This window comes from Xanthomonas hyacinthi, assembly GCF_009769165.1.
Classification (GTDB): domain Bacteria; phylum Pseudomonadota; class Gammaproteobacteria; order Xanthomonadales; family Xanthomonadaceae; genus Xanthomonas_A; species Xanthomonas_A hyacinthi.
On record NZ_CP043476.1, the window covers coordinates 2,963,547 to 2,978,744 of the forward strand.

General features: G+C 69.1%; 8 protein-coding genes and 1 pseudogene. 7 read left to right on the top strand and 2 right to left on the bottom strand.

The features are described from left to right. Positions 1 to 22 precede the first annotated feature (22 nt). From FZ025_RS12985 to FZ025_RS13010, 6 genes and pseudogenes are all read left to right on the top strand, one after another. Positions 23 to 2,707: a TonB-dependent receptor plug domain-containing protein gene (locus FZ025_RS12985; RefSeq protein WP_046979722.1), complete on the top strand. Its 2,685-nt coding sequence runs from the start codon at positions 23 to 25 to the stop codon at positions 2,705 to 2,707. Between the two features lie 214 nt (positions 2,708 to 2,921). Continuing rightward, positions 2,922 to 4,520 carry an NAD(P)/FAD-dependent oxidoreductase gene (locus FZ025_RS12990; RefSeq protein WP_386269836.1) on the top strand — a complete coding sequence of 533 codons (1,599 nt, stop codon included), beginning with the start codon at positions 2,922 to 2,924 and terminating at the stop codon, positions 4,518 to 4,520. Further along, entirely contained in the window at positions 4,517 to 4,945 is a 429-nt protein-coding gene (locus FZ025_RS12995) for a c-type cytochrome (RefSeq protein ID WP_046980422.1), read from the top strand. Before FZ025_RS12990 ends, FZ025_RS12995 begins: the two co-directional genes overlap by 4 nt. Positions 4,946 to 4,990: 45 nt before the next feature. Then, the gene (locus FZ025_RS13000) at positions 4,991 to 5,500 is read left to right on the top strand and encodes a RidA family protein (protein WP_046980423.1); all 510 of its coding nucleotides are present in this window, start codon (positions 4,991 to 4,993) and stop codon (positions 5,498 to 5,500) included. Between the two features lie 31 nt (positions 5,501 to 5,531). Next, positions 5,532 to 6,728 (top strand): pyridoxal phosphate-dependent aminotransferase, encoded by a 1,197-nt coding sequence (locus tag FZ025_RS13005; protein ID WP_046980424.1) that lies wholly within the window; start codon positions 5,532 to 5,534, stop codon positions 6,726 to 6,728. 120 nt (positions 6,729 to 6,848) lie between these two features. Next, positions 6,849 to 7,145, top strand: a pseudogene (locus FZ025_RS13010) (cupredoxin domain-containing protein); the annotation flags it as partial. 155 nt (positions 7,146 to 7,300) lie between these two features. Here the strand turns inward: FZ025_RS13010 and FZ025_RS13015 are convergent. After that, a complete protein-coding gene (locus FZ025_RS13015; protein WP_104558164.1) occupies positions 7,301 to 10,063 on the bottom strand; it encodes a winged helix-turn-helix domain-containing protein in 2,763 nt (920 codons plus the stop codon). A gap of 221 nt (positions 10,064 to 10,284) precedes the next feature. Beyond that, positions 10,285 to 11,577 (bottom strand): glutamate-1-semialdehyde 2,1-aminomutase, encoded by a 1,293-nt coding sequence (gene hemL, locus FZ025_RS13020; protein ID WP_046979130.1) that lies wholly within the window; start codon positions 11,575 to 11,577, stop codon positions 10,285 to 10,287. Positions 11,578 to 11,921: 344 nt separating this feature from the next. On the opposite strand from hemL, the gene FZ025_RS13025 reads away from it, so the two are divergent. Next, complete coding sequence (locus tag FZ025_RS13025; RefSeq protein ID WP_046979129.1) at positions 11,922 to 15,083, top strand: outer membrane beta-barrel protein; 3,162 nt, start codon at positions 11,922 to 11,924, stop codon at positions 15,081 to 15,083. Positions 15,084 to 15,198 lie beyond the last annotated feature (115 nt).

Consider the following 15,198-nt stretch of genomic DNA (forward strand, 5'->3'; position numbering starts at 1 on the left):
GGTCTTGAACATGAGCAAGCGCTTGAAAGCCGATCGTCTGGCGGACTCGGTGTGCAGGGGGTTGGGCAAGGCGGGTCACGGCTACGGGCTGACCACGTTGACGCTGCTGCTGGCAGGCGCGCCGGCGCTGCCGGCGCTGGCCGAGGAACCGGGTGGCGAGGCCAAGACGCTGGACGCGATCACCGTTATTTCCACCGGTACGCGCAAGGCCAACATGGCGGTGACCGACAGCCCGGCGCCGATTCAGCTGGTGAGTGCGGAGATGCTCAAGCAGTCGGCTGCGCCCGACCTGATCAATGCCATCGCCAACCAGGTGCCGTCCTACAACGCCAACCAGACCGGCAGCGACATGGCCAGCCAGACGCTCACCGCCAGCCTGCGCAATCTCTCGCCCAACCACACGCTGGTGCTGGTCAACGGCAAGCGCCGCCACATCACCTCCAACGTCAACACCACCACCGGCGCGGCCTCGGCCGACCTGTCGTTCATTCCGGCCGCGGCGATCGATCACGTCGAGGTGCTGACCGACGGCGCCGCGGCGCTGTACGGCTCGGACGCGATCGCCGGGGTGATCAACATCATCCTCAAGAAAAACCACGAGGGCGGCGAGGTGGATGCCGGCTATGCCGGCTACAAGGATGGCGGCGGCGGCACCGATTCCTGGGGCGCCAACATCGGCTTCGGCAGCGACGCGGCGTATTTCAGCCTCAGCGCCGAGGTCGAGAACCGCAAGACCGTGTACCGGCTCGGTTCCTACAGCTACGCCGACTGCGTAGCCAACTATGCCGACTGCTCGGCGGTCAATCCGAGCATGGCCGGGTTCCTGGCCAACGATGTCCAGGGCATGACCCTCAACGGGCGCTTCCCCAACGTCAATGCCTGGCTCAATCCGCCGGAAGTTCATCGCAAGGCGCTGTTCTTCAACTCCGGTGCGGTGCTGAGCGACACCCTGGAGCTCTACGCCTTCGGCAGCTATGGCAAGAAGACCGCGCAGTCGGAGGAGAACTACCGCCGTCCCAGCCAGGACGGCGGCTACGTCGATCCGGCCACCGGCGAGGTCAGCCACAAGTATCCGCTGGGCTTCAATCCGTCCGAAGCCTCCGACGAGGTCGACTACGAGCTGACCGCCGGGCTGAAGGGCGTGCTGGCCGATTGGTCCTGGGATTTCTCCAGCAGCTACGGCAAGAACAAGATGGACGTGTACACGCTGAACTCGATGAACTTCAGCCTGTGGCAGGACAACGGCTATTCGCCCGAGGATTTCTACGACGGCAGCTTCTGGGCCAGCCAGTGGACCACCAATTTCAATGCCACGCATGATTTCGACGTCGGCCTGTCGCAGCCGCTGACGTTCAATGCCGGCGTCGAATACCGGCGCGACCAGTACGGCATCGACCCGGGCGATCCGACCTCGTACTACGGCGCCGGCGCGTCCTCGTTCCCCGGCTACAACCCGCTGTACAACACCGGCTCCTACAGCCGCCACAGCTACGCCGCCTACGCCGACGTGGTGTTCAACCCGACCGAGCAGTGGCTGCTCGACGTGGCCGGGCGCTACGAGGACTACAGCGACTTCGGCAGCAAGCTGGTCGGCAAGCTGACCACCCGCTTCGACTTCAGCGACACCTTCGCGGTGCGCGGCACCGCCAGTACCGGGTTCCGCGCGCCGACCCTGCAGGAAGGCTATTACTCGGCGGTGCAGGTCGGCCCGACCAGCGCCACCCCGACCCTGCAGCCCAACAGCGCGGCCGCGGCGGCGCTGGGTTTCGGCAGCCTGAAGCCGGAGACCAGCATCAACTACAGCCTCGGCTTCGTGTTCCGGCCGATGCCCAACTTCGACAGCACGCTGGACTTCTACCGCATCACCATCTCCGACCGCATCGGCGTGGGTACCTTCGAATATTCCAAGGCCGGCAAGCCGGGCGACACCAACGGCGACGGCACGCCCGACGCCGCCTACAACGCCGCGCTGGGCCAGGCGCTGGTCAACTTCGGCTACCTCGGCGGCATCGATCCGGCGACGCCGGGCGGCTCGCTCGACGCCACCGCGCGGCAGAACATCTCGGTGGCGATCTTCAACAACGCGCTCAAGACCCGCAGCAGCGGCGTGGACTGGGTGACCAACTACATCACCGAGTTCGACTGGGGCTCGATCGACTGGATGCTGGCGGCCAACTACAACAAGACCGAAGTGCTCAGCGCCAAGCCGGCGCCGGACGTGCTCGGCGGCGCCACCATGTACAGCGCAGCGACGCTGATCAACCTGGAGAACAACGCGCCCAAGTACCGGGTCAACCTGGGCGCCACCTTCAACGTCGGCAAGTTCAGCCTGCGCGTGACCGAGGCGGTGTACGGGCCGCAGTACCAGTTGGTGGCGCCGTACGACGATTGGAACGGCGACATCTTCCCCGACAGCGTGCTGCGCCAGCTCGACGTGGTCGACGTCAACGGCGCGCCGTACTACAAGCAGAAGATCGGCACGATGGCGCTGACCAACGTCGAACTGACCTTTCGGCCCACCGAGCAGCTGACCGTCAGCGTCGGCGGCGACAACGTGTTCAACACGTATCCCGACAAGATCCCGGCAGCGGCGTACGACTACCTCGAGAAGAACTACCTCAGCTACTACAACTCGCCGTACCTGACCGGCAGCCCGGTCGGCTACTTCGGCGCGCGCTACTACGCCAAGCTGACCTACCGCTTCTGAGCGGTGCCGCGCCCGAGTCCCTCTCCCCGCGCTCGAGCCCCTCTCCCCCCGGGAGAGGGGTTGGGGTGAGGGTCCGTCCGCCAGCGGAGCGCCCGCTCGCGCCGTGCCCCGCCGGCCTCCCTACCCGCTCCATCGCGACCTACCCGCCGCACCCGGCCTGCGCCGCCGGCGCGGCGGCTATGGTCAACCCGCAATCCGTGAGGCAATGTCGACGATGCAAGCAACAACCAGGGGCGCCATGACCCGCCGCCAATTGCTCGCCAGGATCGGCCTGGCCGGCGGCGGGGCGATGATGTACCAGGCGATGCACAGCCTGGGCCTGGCCGCCGAATCGCGCTTCGCCGGCGTGCCGCGGCTGGACGGCGACGCCAGGGGCGCCTCGGTGCTGGTGCTCGGCGCCGGCCTGGCCGGGCTGACCGCGGCCTACGAACTGCGCAAGGCCGGCTACCGGGTGCAGGTGCTCGAGTACAACGCACGTCCCGGCGGCCGCAACTGGACGCTGCGCGGCGGTGATCGCTACACCGAACTGGGCGGCTTCGAGCAGCAGTGCGGCTTCGACGAGGGCATGTACCTCAATCCCGGCCCGTGGCGCATCCCGCACCACCACAAGGCGGTGCTGTCCTACTGCAAGCAGTTCGGGGTGGCGCTGGAGCCGTTCGTGCAGGTCAACTTCAACGCGCTGCTGCACAGCCGCCAGGGCTTCGGTGGCAAGCCGCAGCGCTTCCGCGACATCGACGCCGACTACAAGGGGCACGTGGCCGAACTGCTGGCCAAGAGCACCCGGCAGGGCGCGCTGGATGCGCAGGTGCGGCACGAGGACCAGGAGATCCTGCTCGAGTCGTTGCGCACTTGGGGCGCGCTGGACAAGGACTTCGGCTACGTCAAGGGCCGCCAGAGCAGCGAGCGCCGCGGCTTCGCCAAATATCCCGGCGGCGGCCTGTCCGGCAAGCCGCAATTCTCCGAACCGTTCACCACCCAGGACATCCTGCGCTCGCGGCTATGGACCACGCTGGCGGCGGGCAACAACTACGAGATGCAGACCGCGATGTTCCAGCCGGTCGGCGGCATGGACCAGATCGGCAAGGCGTTCGCGCGCGAGCTCGGCGCTGCGATCCGCTACAACGCGCGGGTCACCCGCATCGACCAGGACGCGCACGGGGTCAGCGTCGCCTACCAGGATGGAAACGGCGGCGAGCAGCTGGCAAAAGCCGATTGGTGCGTGTGCACGATCCCGCTGTCGATCCTCAGCCGCATTCCGCTGGCGGTGGGCGAGAAGATGGCCGCGGCGATCGGCCAGGTGCCGTATGCGGCCTCGGTGAAGGTCGGGCTGCAGTTCAAGCGCCGCTTCTGGGAAGAGGACGAAGCGATCTACGGCGGCATCAGCTACACCGATCTGCCGATCACCCTGATCAGCTATCCGAGCACCGGCTTCCAGAGCGCCGGCAAGGGCGTGCTGCTCGGCGCCTACGTGTGGGGGCTGGAGGCGTTCGAGTTCACCTCGATGACGCCGCAGCAGCGCGTGGCCAAGGCGGTGGAGTACGGCACCCAGCTGCATCCGCAATACCCGCGCGAATTCGACAACGGCATCGCCGTGGGCTGGCACCGGGTGCCGTTCACCCATGGCTGTTTCGGCATGTGGAGCGACGCCGTGCGCGCCGAGCACTACGAGAACCTGTGCCGGATCGACGGCCGCATCGCGCTCGCCGGCGAGCACGCCTCGTATATCCCGGCCTGGCAGGAAGGGGCCATCACCTCGGCGCTGGACGCGATCGAACGCCTGCATCGCCGCGTCGTCAACGGAGCGCGCGCATGAAGCTGGACCGTCACTGGATGCTCGCCGCCGCGGTCGCCGCCGGCGTGCTCGCGTTGATGCTGCCGCCGGCGATCGGCCCGGCCGCGGCGCAGAGTTCCGATGCCACCCCGCTGTATCCGCAGGCCGCCTTCGCCACCGCCTCCGGCGCCACCGTGTACGCGGCGATCTGCCAGAGCTGCCACATGCCCGGCGGGCAGGGCGCGCGCGGCGGCGGCGAGTATCCGCCGTTGGCCGGCAACCCGAAGGTGGCCGCGGCGCCGTACGTGGCGATGATGGTGCTCGACGGCCGCGGCGGCATGCCCGGCTTCGCCGACATGCTCAACGACCAGCAGGTCGCCGAGGTCGTGCACTACGTGCGCAGCCAGTTCGGCAACGACTATCCCGGCAAGCTCAGCGCCGACGAGGTGCGCACGCTGCGGCGCTGAGCCGCGGGCGCTTCCATCCCCTTTTCCGATCGCGAGGATTTCCGCATGCGCCGTTGCTCCGTTTCCCGCTCGCTGCGTGCCGGCTTGTGCGCCGCGCTGTGGCTGCCCGCCCTGGCCGGCGCCGCCGAGATCGTGCGCCACAAGATTCCCAACAGCGATTTTCCGATTTCCGCGGCGGTGGAGATCCCGGCCGGCAAGACCACGGTCTATCTCAGTGGCGCGGTGCCGCGGCCGATCGACCCGGACGCGCCGAAGGATTCGCCCGCCGCCTACGGCGACACCAAGGCGCAGACGGTCAGCGTGCTGTCGCAGATCAAGACGCAGCTGCAAGGCATGGGCCTGGGCATGCGCGACGTGGTCAAGATGCAGGCGTTCCTGGTCGGCGATCCGGCCTTGGGCGGGAAGATGGATTTCGCCGGGTTCATGGAGGGTTACCGGCAGTTCTTCGGGACCGCCGAACAGCCCAACCTGCCGTCGCGCTCGGCGTTCCAGATCGCCGCGCTGGGCAATCCGCTGTACCGCATCGAGATCGAAGTGGTCGCGGTGCGTCCGTAGATTCTTCGCCCTGTCTTCCAAGGAGTCCGTCATGCAGCAACCGTCGCGTTCGCGCCGCACGTTCCTCAAGGAGTCGGCGCTGGTCGCCGCCGCGGCCGGCCTCGGTGCGCCGTGGCTGGCGCAGGCCGCGTCCGGCGCGGCGCAGGCGGGCAACGCCGAGCTGACGCCGGTCATGATCAACGCCAACGAATATCCCGGCGGCCCGTCGCCGGCCGCGCAGCGCGCGATCGCCGCGATCGCGCCCAGCGGCGGCCGCTACCTGGGCGAACTGCAGCTGGAATTGCTGCAGACCCTCGCCGCCCAGCTCGGTGTGGGCCTGGATCACCTGATGGCCTATGCCGGCTCCACCGAGCCGCTGGACTACACCATGCTGGCGTTCACCTCGCCCAGCGCCTCGCTGGTCACCGCCGATCCCACCTTCGAGTCCGGCTGGCGCGCCGCCGCGCGCAACGGCGCCAAGGTGATCAAGGTGCCGCTGCGCAAGGACGACGCGCACGACGTGCAGGCGATGTGCGCCGCCGACGCCAACGCCGGGGTGATCTACATCTGCAACCCGAACAATCCCACCGGCTCGGTGACCCTGCGCAAGGACCTGGACTACGCATTGGCGCACAAGCCCAAGGGCAGCGTGCTGGTGGTCGACGAGGCGTATCTGCATTTTTCCGACAGCGCCGGCAGCATGGTCGATCGCGTCGCCGCCGGCGACGACGTGCTCGTGCTGCGCACCTTCTCCAAGCTCTACGGCATGGCCGGCATCCGCCTGGGCTATGCGGTGGCGCGGCCGGAGCTGCTGGCCAAGCTGAAGTTCTACAGCGTCAACAGCCTGCCGGTGACCGCGGTCGCCGCCGGCCTGGCCAGCCTGCGCGACCCGGCGCTGGTGCCGCAGCGGCGCGCGCTCAACAGCGCCATCCGCAACGACGTGGTGCGCTGGCTCGGCGCGCAGGGCCATGCCTGCACCGCCTCGGAAAGCAATTGCTTCATGGTCGACGTGAAGCGCCCGGCCAAGGAATTCATGGACGCGATGGCGACCTATGGCGTGTTCGTCGGCCGCAGCTGGGCGCTGTGGCCGAACCGTTCGCGCATCACCGTCGGTACTGCGGCGGAGATGGCGCGGTTCAAGAGCGCGTTCGCGCAGGTGGCAGCCGGCAAGCGCGGGCCGCTGCCGGTACCGCCGCCGCCGCCGCTGGCGTTGCACGATCCGCTGCATGGATTCTTCCGCAACGCCTAGGCTGGCGTGCTGCGCCCGATGCTGCGGCGCACGAACGTTCCTCGTTGACAAACATTTGCGCAAAGGCAGACAGTCGTGGCGACGCCGTTGCGCGCGCAGCGCATGCTGGCGCGTGGCGCGATGCGGCGCCGTTCCCACTGCCAGGGAGTCCATCTTGAAAGCGAAGTCGCTGTCCCCCTGCTGGTCCTCGCCGCGCTCGCGTTCGCGCCGGCGGCCTGGGCCAGGACCTGCGCGGTGACCATCACCGGCACCGACCAGATGTCCTTCGACCAGACCCAGATCAAGGTCGCCGCCGACTGCACCGACGTGGCGCTGACGCTCAAGCACAGCGGCAAGCTCGCCGCCGCGGTGAGGGGCCACAACTGGGTGCTGACCAACCCCGGGCACTGGGCGGTGGAAGGGCAAGTTCGTGTTCGGCTGAGCCGCGCCGTGGGTTGCGACCGGCGATCCTGCTGCGGATTTTCCCGAACATGACGGCGCCGCAGGCTTCGGCCTGCTTCAGCGCCGACTCCACTTGTGGGAGTCGTTCCCATAAAATAGCGACGACTCTCGCGATTACGATGTCACCGCGCTCACTCCAGTGCGGAATCCGGCGGCGCCATGCGCTGCAGCAGGCCGCGTTGCAATGCGCTGGCCAGCGCCGCTTCGCGGGTGCCAGCTTCCAGCTTGCGGTACAGGTTCTTCAGGTGGAACTTGACCGTGTTCTCCGACAGCGCCAGGCGCCGTGCGATCTGCTTGTTCGCGTCGCCCTGCGCCAGCAGCGCCAGCACCTCCAGTTCGCGTTCGCTGAACAGCTCGGCGCCGTTGTGCTGGTCGTGGCGCAGCTTGTCCAGCAGCGCCTGGATGGTCATCGCCAGCGTGGTGTTCGGGGCGGCCTGCGGATCCCGCTGGCGCGCCATGCGCAGCAGCGCCTTGCCTGGCACGCCCAGTTCCAGCAGGCATTGCCAGGCCTGGGTGCTGGCCACATGCTGCAGCGCGTGGCGCAGGTACGGCAGCGCAGCGGCGGATTCGCCGCGGTCGTGCAGCACCAGCGCGATGCGCGCGCGCGCGCGCGCCAGGTGCACGCGGTTGTCGGCGGCCACGCAGGCCGCCTCCACGCCCTGCAGTACCGCCAGCGCGGCGCGGGTGCGTCCACCCAGGCGGTGCCAGCGGGCCAGGGCGAAGCCGAGCGCGGCGAGGAAGCGCCAATCCTGCGGCTGGCTCAGCGCGTGCGCGAACCGCGCCTCGTCGCCGGTGCGCGCGACCAGCATGTCGATCGCGGGCGAGCGCGGCTGGTCGAGCAGCACGTGCAGGCGCCAGGCCAGCGCCAGGTCGGCGAGCCGGCCCAGGTGCCGCGCGTGCGCGATGCGGTCGATGTGGTCGAGCAGGTCCAGCGCGGCGCGGCCGCTGCGGTCGTGCTGCCGCGCCAGCACCAGCGCGGTCTCGTAGCCGGCGGCATAGATGTCCAGCCAGCCGTCGTGCTGTTCGAGAAAGCCCAGCGCCGGCTGCAGGCAGTCGGCGGCCTCGTCGTAGCGGCCGTGCTCGCATTGCAGTTGCGCCAGCAGGCACTGGCCCACCGCCTGCAAGGTGGGATCGAGCTGCTGCTGGCGCTGGGCAATGGCCAGCGCCTGGCGGCAGGTGGCCTCGGCCCGTTCCAACTGGCCGCGGTAGTAGTGGCTCTGCGCCAGATGGATCAGCGCATAGCTGGCGCCGACCTCGCTGCCGCTGGCCTGCATCGCGCTGCCGGCCAGCTGCGCGTAGCGTTCGGCGCCGGCGAAATCGGCGCGGCCCAACGCGGTGGTGGCGCAGATGCACCACAGTGTGCCGCGGCCCAGGCTGTCGTCCTCGTCCAGCGCCGCCGCCTGCGCGGCGATCTGCGCCAGTCCGCGCGGGTTGGCGCAGATCTGGTCGAGCAGGTCGCGCAGCAAGGCCGCCACCACCGTGTAGTCGCGCTCGAACGGCGCGCGCACCTGCTCGGGGAAATCGCGGAAGCGTTCCAGCAGGGTCTGCGCGTGCGCGAACTCGCCCAGCTTCATGTGCAGGTAGGCCTGGGTCAGGTTCAGTGCCGGCTGTTCGCCGATGCAACTGCGCGGGAAGCGGCGCAGCAGCGCGCGGATCGGGGCGCTGCCGTGGCGCAGCAGCAACTGCCAGGTGCCGGCGCGGGCGATGCAGTCGGCGGCGCTGTCGAGCGCGCCGCCGCGGACCGCATGGCGCACCGCTTCGGGCAGCTGTCCGTGCGTATCGAACCAGTGCGCGGCGCGCCGGTGCAGCTGCGGCGCCAGTCCGGGCGTGTCGCGCTCCAGCTGCTGGTACAGATAGTCGGCGAACAACGGATGGAAGCGGAACCATTCGCGCTCGCCGTCCAGCGCCACCAGCAGGCCCTGGAAGTGCGCCAGGCGCTCCAGCAGCCGGCCGCTGTCGTCGCGTTCGCGCACCGCGTCGGCGAGCGCGGCGTTGAACCGTTCCAATGGCGAGAGCTGCAGCAGCAACGCGCGCAACGCCGGATCAAGATCGTTGAGCACCTGTTCGGCCAGATACGCTGCCAGCTCGGCGGTACGTCCGGAGAACCGGCCCAGGTCGTCGCGGCGGCGTTCGTCGCCGTCCAGCCATAGCCCGGCCAATTGCAGCGCGACCGCCCAGCCCTCGGTCTGCCGGCGCAGCTGGCAGGCCATCGCCGCCGGCACCTGCGGTCCCAGCAGCGCCAGCGTCTCGGCCTCGTCCAGCGCCAGTTCGCGCGCGCCGATGCGTTCCAGCTGGCCCTGCAGCGCCCAGCGCGCCAGCGGCAGCGCCGGTGCGCGGCGCGTCGCCAGCAGCAGGTGCAACTGGCTGCCGGCACGTTCGACCAGCCGCGTCACTGCCTCGTCGAGCGCGGCGGCCTGGCCGCGGTCGTAGTCGTCGAGGATCAGCAGCAGGCGCCGCGGCGCGGCACGGATCGCGCGGATCAGGCCGTGCAGGGCCGCCGCCACGTCCTGGCTGCGCTGTTGCGCGGCCGGCAGCGGCATGCCCAGCTCGACTCCGGCGCCACGCACGGCCAGCGCCAGGTAGGCGAGAAAACGCGCGGGATCGGCATCGTCCTCGTCCAGCGCCAGCCATGCGACCGCGGCGCCGCGGTCGCGCAGGCGTTGGTGCCATTGTCCGAGCAGGGTGGTCTTGCCGAACCCGGGCGGCGCCAGCAGCAGGGTCAGCGGCAGTTCGGCGGCGCGGTCCAGGCGCTGCAGCAACGCCTCGCGCGCGACCGCGGCCACGCGCGAGCGTGGCGGCGCCAGTTTGTCGGCCAGCACCCAGTCGGGCATGGCGGGGCTGCCGTGCACGGCCGGCAGGAAATGCGGATCCAACAGCGTGACAGGCTTGAGCATGTCGCCACGAGTGTCTGCAGGTGTCGCCCTGGCGCCTTCCGGCGGCTCGGGCAACGGGACGGAATCGGACGCATGCCGGTTTGCCGTGCGGATGCACGAGTCCCCTGGCGCCATACCGATCCCACGAGCCCCCGCCCTGGTGCCGTCCGTTGGACCTGAAGGTTGAACTTATGACAGGTTCTCGACAAAAACAAAAGTCACGACCAGTTCTCGGTTTCGCTTCAGCCGGCGGCGACCACACGGAACGCCTCGCGCGCCGCCGCCAATGTGTCCCCCAGGACGCTCTGGTCGTGCGCGCTGGACAGGAAGCCGGCCTCGTACGCCGATGGCGCCAGGAACACGCCGCGCGCGAGCATGGCGTGGAAGAAGCGGTTGAACGCAGCGCTGTCGCAGGCAGTGGCCTGGGCGTAGGTTTCGACCTTCTGCGCAGTGAAGAACAGGCCGAACATCGCCCCGACCTGGTTGGTGCTGACCGCCACCCCGGCGGCGGCGGCGGCCTGCTCCAGCCCGGCGCACAGCGCGGCGGCGGCCGCGTCCAGGCGCTGGTGGAAACCCGGCGCCTGCACCAGCTCCAGCATGGCCAGGCCGGCGGCCATCGCCACCGGATTGCCGCTGAGCGTGCCGGCCTGGTAGATCGGCCCGGACGGGGCGATCTGCCGCATCAGCTCGGCGCGGCCGCCATAGGCGCCGACCGGCATGCCGCCGCCGATGATCTTGCCGAACGTGGTCAGGTCCGGGACCACGCCGTAGTGCGCCTGCGCGCCGCCCAGCGCCACGCGGAAGCCGGTCATCACCTCGTCGAAGATCAGCAGCGCGCCGTGCCGCGTGCACAGGTCGCGCAGGTGCTGCAGATAGCCTGCGCGCGGCGCGATGCAGTTGGCGTTGCCGACCACCGGCTCGATGATGACCGCGGCGATCTCGCCGCCGATCCGATCGAACAGCGCGGTGGCGCCTTCGAAGTCGTTGTAGCTGAGCGTGGCGGTGAGTTCGCTCAGGCCGGCCGGCACGCCGGGCGAGGTCGGCACGCCCAGGGTCAGCATGCCGCTGCCGGCCTTGACCAGGAACGAGTCGCCGTGGCCGTGGTAGCAGCCCTCGAACTTGACGATGCGGCTGCGCCCGGTGGCGCCGCGCGCCAGGCGCACCGCCGACAGGGTGGCCTCGGTGCCGGAATTGACCATGCGCACCATCTCGCACGAGGGCACCAGGCGGGTGATGGTTTCGGCCATCGTCACCTCGGCCGCGCACGGCGCGCCGAACGACAGGCCGTCGCCGATCGCGCGCTGCACCGCCTCGCGCACCGCCGGGTGGTTGTGCCCGGCGATCATCGGCCCCCACGAGCCGACGTAGTCGATGTAGCGGTTGCCGTCCACGTCGTACAGATAGGGGCCGTCGGCGCGCTGCACGAAGAACGGTTCGCCGCCCACCGACGTGAAGGCGCGGACCGGCGAGTTGACCCCGCCGGGGATCAGCGACTGCGCCTGGGCGAAGAGGGCGTGCGAGCGGGAATGGTTCATGAGCGGGGAATCCTTGGCGAGACTGGCCGGGCCGGTGGGCCGGTGGGCCGGTGGGCCGGGCGCGGCGCGATGCCGCCTATTGTCGCGGCTAGCGCCTGCGCGTGCCATGTCGTCTGCCGTTCGGCCGCACCTACCCGCCCGCCGCGCACCTACCCGCTGCGGCCGGCTCCGCCGCGTGATCCGCTGCCTACTATCGGAGCGTCCAGGGGGGCGCATGACCTGATAGCCAATGGTGATTGGGCATGCAACGGGCGGATTTTCCACAGTGTTCCAGCGGGTTCGCCACTGGCGTCGCGCCTGCATTTCGTTGGGTTGCCAACGATTTCCATCTTCGGGGAGAGAGCATGCACCGTACGATCCGCAAGAGCGCCTTGGCGCTCGCGTTGGCGCTTGCCGCCGGCCATGCCTATGCGCAGTCCACCACCGGCAGCATCGTCGGCAGCGTGCCGCCGGGCGCGGGCCAGAGCAGCGTGCTGATCACCAACACCAGCGGCTTCAGCCGCGAGGTCAAGGTGGACGACCGCGGCCGCTACGCGCAGGGCAACCTGCCGCTGGGCACCTACACGGTCGCGCTCAAGCGCGACGGCCAGGTGGTGGAGACGCGCGAGAACATCAGCCTGGTGGTCGGTGCCGGCACCGAGGTCGGCTTCGGCGGCCCGGCGCAGACCCTGGACGCGGTCAACGTGGTGGCCGGCAACGTGGCCCGGATCGACGTGGCCAGCGTCGACAGCCGCACCGTGATCACCGCCGAGCAACTGGCGGTGCTGCCGCTCGGGCGCAGCGCCGAGGCCATTGCCTTGCTGGCTCCGGGCGTGGTCGCCAACAGCGGCGGCTACGACAACGGCGCGCTCGGCGGCTCGCTGGCCAGCTTCGGCGGCTCGGCGGCGAGCGAGAACGCCTATTACCTCAACGGCTTCAACACCACCGACCCGGCCAGCAGCCTGGGCGGGCTGACCCTGCCGTACGGCGCGATCGACCAGCAGGAAATCTTCACCGGTGGCTATGGCGCGCAATACGGCCGTTCCAACGGCGGCGTGATCAGCCAGGTCGGCAAGCGCGGCAGTAACGAGTGGCATTTCGGCGCGGCGGTGATCTGGCAGCCGGACAGCCTCAGCGCCCGGCAGAGCGATCTGTATTTCCGCAAGGACAGCGTGTACTGGGATCCGAGCAATGCCAGGTACACCGCCGGCAACTACATGCCGCTGAGCGAGACCACCGCCGACCAGACCACCTACAGCGCCTATGTCGGCGGCCCGCTGGTGCAGGACCGGTTGTTCTTCTTCCTGGCCCTGGAGCAGGTCGATTCCAGCGGCACCCGCGTCGCCGACGCGCGCGTCACCTCCGGCGGCATCTCCGGCTCGCCGTGGACGCGCTACGACTACAAGCAGACCCGCGCCTACGCCAAGATCGACTGGCAGATCAGCGACAACCACCTGCTGGAATTCACCGGCGCGCAGGACAAGGCGCGCACCAACGGCAACATCTACGGCTACGACTACGTCAACCGCGAGGTCGGCAGCTACAAGGGCCGCGAAGCCAAGAACGAGTTCGGCCCGTCCCTGTTGATGGGCAAGTACACCGGCTATTTCGGCGACAACCTCACCTTGACCGCGCTGTACGGCAAGGAACGCCTGCCCAACAAGCTCACCGCGATCGGCTACGACGCCGGCAACGGCCCGTACCTCAACAGCGTCGACAACCAGAACCCGGCCTACACCGGCGGCGTCCCGGTCACCAACGCGCAGACAGTCGTCTCGATCACCGATCCGGACCGCGAGTACAAGAAGGACAACCTGCGCCTCAACCTCAACTGGCGGCTCGGCGCGCACAGCATCGACGTCGGCATCGACAACCAGAAGAGCGAGGCGATCAACATCGGCACGTACAGTTCCGGCCCGGGCTATGCCTGGACCTATGGCTACACCCCGGATGCGTACGGCGCGAACAGCGGCGGCCAGGTCAGCGGCTCGGTGGCCGAGGACGGCAGCATCGGCGTGCCCAGCCCGGGCCTGGCCGATCCCACCTACGGCAGCACCGGCTACTACGTCACCAAGGACATCGCCACCAACCTGTATTCCTACGACGCCAAGCAGACCGCGTACTACCTCGAAGACCACTGGCAGGTCACCGACAAACTGCTGCTCTCGCTCGGCGTGCGCAACGACAGCTTCACCAACTACACCCCGTTCGGCCAGGCCTACATCGAGCTGAAGAACCAGTGGGCGCCGCGGCTGGGCTTCAGCTGGGACGTCAACGGCGATTCCAGCCTGAAGGTGTACGGCAACATCGGCCGCTACTACCTCGGCCTGCCGCTGTCGCCGGCGGGGTTGTTCACCCCGGCGGTGTCCACCAGCACCTACTACACCTACAGCGGCATCAATGCCGACGGCACGCCGATCCTGGCCACCCAGCTGGCGCCGCCGGTATCGGCCAACTCGCGCTTCGGCCGGCTCGCCGACGTGCGTACCGCGGTGGCCGAGGACATCAAGGGCGAGAACCAGGACGAGCTCATCCTCGGCTTCACCAAGGTGCTGCCGAACGACTGGGTGCTCGGCGTGCGCGGCACCCATCGCCGGCTCAACGACGGCATCGACGACACCAACCTCGACAACTCCAATACCGGCCTGGTGGCCGCCGCGGCGGCGGCGGGCGTGGACATCGACTGGACCAGGAACGCCAGCGCGGCGCTGATCAATCCGGGCAAGACCAACACCTACCGGGTGATCGGCACCGACGGCCAGGTGCACGCCTTGACCGTGACCCGCGAGCAGGGCGGCTACCCCGAATTCAAGCGCCGCTACTCGGCGCTGGAATTCAACCTGGAGCGTCCGTTCGACGGCCGCTGGTACAGCAAGATGAGCTACGTGTGGGCGCACAGCTACGGCACCACCGAAGGCCAGCTGCGCTCGGACCTGTGGCGCACCGGCGGCGCGCTGGGCAGCTACCAGGGCCAGGCGGCGACCTCGACCACGCAGAGCTGGGACCACGCGGCACTGATGGAGAACGTCAATGGCAACCAGTCCAACGACCACCGCCACCAGCTCAAGGTGTACGGCTTCTACCAGCTGACCGGGGAGTGGGGCGCGTCCGCCAACCTGAGCCTGATCTCCGGCGCGCCGCGGCCGTGCCTGGGCTACTACTACGGCAGCAACTACGACGCCGGTGACCGCGATCCGGCCGGCTATGCCAATGCCAGCGTCACCGGCGGCACCTACCACTACTGCTACAACCCGGCCACCGGCACCGGCGAGCCGTCGCCGCCGGGTTCGCACGGCACCTTGGGCTGGGTGGCGCAGCTCGACCTGGGCCTGACCTACAAGCCGAAGTTCGCCGAAGGCAAGTTGGCGCTGAGCCTGGACGTGTTCAACGTCACCAACCGGCAGACGGTGACCAACGTCTATCCGTTCTCCGAGCTGAACCCGGGCCAAGTCAATCCGCTGTGGAACCAGGCGGTGGCATACCAGGCGCCGCGCTCGGCGCGGGTGACGCTCAGCTACGACTTCTGAGCGGGCATGGTTCTAAAGCCCCTCTCCCCCTCGGGAGAGGGGTTGGGGTGAGGGTACGTGCGCGAAGCGCCTCGCGGCGTTTGGGTGCACGAGGCTGCGTCCGTACCCTCATCCG

Bases quoted from the DNA above. Each gene is read 5' to 3' on its own strand.
- FZ025_RS13000 (WP_046980423.1), top strand. From the start codon at position 4,991: ATGCGCCGTTGCTCCGTTTCCCGCTCGCTGCGTGCCGGCTTGTGCGCC.
- FZ025_RS13005 (WP_046980424.1), top strand. From the start codon at position 5,532: ATGCAGCAACCGTCGCGTTCGCGCCGCACGTTCCTCAAGGAGTCGGCG.
- FZ025_RS12990 (WP_386269836.1), top strand. From the start codon at position 2,922: ATGCAAGCAACAACCAGGGGCGCCATGACCCGCCGCCAATTGCTCGCC.
- hemL (WP_046979130.1), bottom strand. From the start codon at position 11,577: ATGAACCATTCCCGCTCGCACGCCCTCTTCGCCCAGGCGCAGTCGCTG.
- FZ025_RS12995 (WP_046980422.1), top strand. From the start codon at position 4,517: ATGAAGCTGGACCGTCACTGGATGCTCGCCGCCGCGGTCGCCGCCGGC.
- FZ025_RS13025 (WP_046979129.1), top strand. From the start codon at position 11,922: ATGCACCGTACGATCCGCAAGAGCGCCTTGGCGCTCGCGTTGGCGCTT.
- FZ025_RS13015 (WP_104558164.1), bottom strand. From the start codon at position 10,063: ATGCTCAAGCCTGTCACGCTGTTGGATCCGCATTTCCTGCCGGCCGTG.